The organism is Roseateles sp. P5_E11, assembly GCF_054049355.1.
In genome coordinates, this window is the sequence record NZ_JBFUMO010000650.1 from 1 (window position 1) to 3030 (window position 3030).

1 protein-coding gene and 1 pseudogene are annotated in these 3030 nt (G+C 64.1%); one reads left to right on the forward strand and one right to left on the reverse strand.

The genetic code is table 11. The features are described 5' to 3' along the window. Positions 1-540, reverse strand: a pseudogene (locus ACXJKR_RS28560) (hypothetical protein); the annotation flags it as partial. Positions 541-823: 283 nt separating this feature from the next. Between ACXJKR_RS28560 and ACXJKR_RS28565 the strand changes: the two are divergent. Next, positions 824-3030 (forward strand): ATP-binding cassette domain-containing protein (locus ACXJKR_RS28565; RefSeq protein WP_457325711.1); only part of this gene is annotated, 2207 nt, incomplete at its 3' end.

Genomic DNA, 3030 nt, shown 5'->3' on the forward strand with positions numbered 1-3030 from the left:
ACCCGCCTCCAGCATACGGAACAGGTGCAAGAACTCTGCCTCCTGCACCTTGAGCCCAGCGGCTCGCAGAATGCTGGAGTCCACCCAATCACGCCCCTGACCGAAAACCAATTGCCGAAGGTCATCGTGTTCACGCACGGCCCTCAGGCGGTCGAGTCGATCGCGACGTACCAGCATGAGGCGGTAGCCGCTCAGTCCTAGATCCAGTGGAAAGGGGAGGATCCGAGTACGCTCAGCCACCTTTGGCGATGCACCCGTGTCCATGACATTGACACCGCCGCCTTTGAGTTCCAAAAAAGCCCTCATCGACGGCAGCGGCGCCTCGCTCACTCGAAGAGTGTGGGGACGTCCAGAAGCCTCCAACGCGGCTGTCAGCAATTTGAACGGCGTGCCATCGGTGGGCCGTTCGTGCGTACGTGGATACACGACTTCAAGAAGCTGGCCTGCGATGGACGGGGCAGCGAGGGTGGCACCCAAGCCCAGCATCGCGGCACGACGGCTGATCAACCGACGATGAACAATTGAAGGCCCCAGGTCCATCTGAATCATTTTGAGCGCGCCACAGCGGAGTCGCAATCCTGCTCATCGCCCGGCACCAGGCGCTAGAGAAGGTCTGCAAACCTCTCGTCAATCCGACTGGCGCGCGAGGTGAGGTTTCATTGGACGATGTTCACGTCAGGGCCAAGCCGCTTCCAGTGGTCGAACCCCCGCAGGGTCAGGCAGCGCTCTGCCCTGGCAGAGGCAGGACGAACGTTTGCTAGGCGTTCGCCGCAGCTGGGCACATTGATTGCCGCCGCTGTCCATGCAGGCAAAGAGCTCCTCCGTGCTGAAACATCCATCGCCGTCCACCGACTTCATCCGCATCGTCGGTGCCCGAGAGAACAATCTGCGCAACGTCAGCGTCGACATCCCGAAGAAGCACATCACCGTGTTCACAGGAGTCTCGGGCTCGGGCAAGTCTTCACTCGTTTTCGACACCATTGCAGCCGAGTCGCAGCGGCAGCTGAACGACACCTTTTCCACCTTCGTGAGGCACCGCCTGCCGCATCACGCCCAGCCCGATGCCGACGTGCTGGAGAACCTCTGTGCGGCCATCGTCATCGATCAACGCCGCCTGGGCGGCAATGCGCGCTCCACGGTCGGCACGGCCACCGACATCCTCGCGCTGATCCGCCTGCTGTTCTCGCGGGTGGGGCAGCCCTTCGTCGGCTACTCCAACATCTTCTCGTTCAACCACCCTGACGGCATGTGCCCGCGATGCGAGGGCCTGGGGAAGGTCGACACCATCGACATCGACCGGCTGTTCGACAGGCAGCGCTCGCTCAACCAGGGAGCAATCCGCTTCAGCGCGTTCGCCGTCGGCGGCTACCGCTGGAAGCGCTATGTCCACAGCGGCCTGTTCGACAACGACAAGCCGCTGAAGGACTACACCGACGAGGAGTGGGAGACGCTGCTCCACGCGCAGGACGTACCCATCCTGAACCCCGGGCCAGGCTGGCCACCGACCAGCCGCTACGAGGGCGTGCTGCCGCGCATCCGCCGCAACTTCCTGACCCGCAACATCAGCGAGGTCAAAGGGCTGGACCGCGCCGAATGGGATCAGTTGGTGACGGCCGGCCCTTGCCCGCGGTGCCACGGGGCGCGCCTCAACGAGAAGGTGTTGAGTTGCCGCATTGACGGCAGGAACATCGCCGACTGGTGCGAGATGGAGGTGGGTGAGTTGCTGGCCGTCATCGGCCAGGTCGATGCGCCGCTTGCCGCCAGCATGGTGCCGGCGCTGGCCTACCGGGTACAGCATCTGGTTGACATCGGTTTGGGCTACCTGAGCCTCGGCCGAGAAACGACGAGCCTGTCGGGCGGGGAATCCCAACGCGTGAAGATGGTTCGCCACCTGGGCAGCGGCCTCAGCGACATGAGCTACATCTTCGACGAACCCAGCGTGGGCTTGCACCCGCGCGACGTTGCGCGCCTGAACAAGCTGTTGCGCCACCTGTGCGACAAGGGCAACACGGTGCTGGTGGTGGAACACGACCCTGACGTCATCGTGGCGGCGGACCACGTCATCGACATTGGCCCGGGCGCTGGAGACGCAGGCGGCACCGTGGTCTTCGAGGGCGATGTGCAGGCCCTGCGGCAGGCCGACACGCCCACGGGGCGCAGCCTGTCTCGCCCGACGCGCATCAACACCACACCGCGCACTCCATCGGGCTGGCTGCCGATCACGCACGCCACTCAGCACAACCTGAAGAACGTGAGCGTTTCGATCCCGATGGGCGTTCTGACGGTCGTGACAGGTGTGGCCGGTTCGGGCAAGAGCAGCCTGATCAACGCCGCTTTCGCCCGCACCTACCCCGAGGTCGTGTGCATCGACCAGGGTGCCATCACAGGTTCGCGTCGCTCGAACACGGCGACCTACACGGGCATCCTCGATCCCATCCGGAGCCTTTTTGCCCAGGCGAACGCGGCCAGCGCGTCGCTGTTCAGCGCCAACTCGGGCGGCGCCTGTCCCGCGTGCAAAGGCCTTGGCACTACGGAGACAGACCTCGCATTCATGGAGCCCATCGTCAGCATCTGTGAGCGCTGCCGAGGGCGCCGGTTCACTGACGAGGCTCTTCAGTACCGCCTGCGCGGCAAGAACATCGCCGAAGTGCTGGCGATGCGCGTGGCTGAAGCAAGCGCCTTCTTTGCCGAACCGGAGATCGCGCCTGCGCTGGCCCGCCTCGATGAAGTCGGGCTCGCCTACCTGTCGCTCGGCCAACCTTTGTCCAGCCTGTCGGGCGGGGAACGGCAACGCCTGAAGCTGGCCACGGAGCTGGGCCAGTCGGGCCGAATCTATGTGTTCGACGAACCCACCTCAGGCCTGCATCTTTCGGACATCGATCGATTGTTTCGATTGCTCGACCAACTCATCGAACGCGGCGCCACCGTTGTCGTGATCGAACATCAGCTGGACATGATCGCCCAGGCAGACTGGCTGATCGACATGGGGCCGGAAGCTGGCCGATTCGGCGGTCGCGTGGTGTTCGAGGG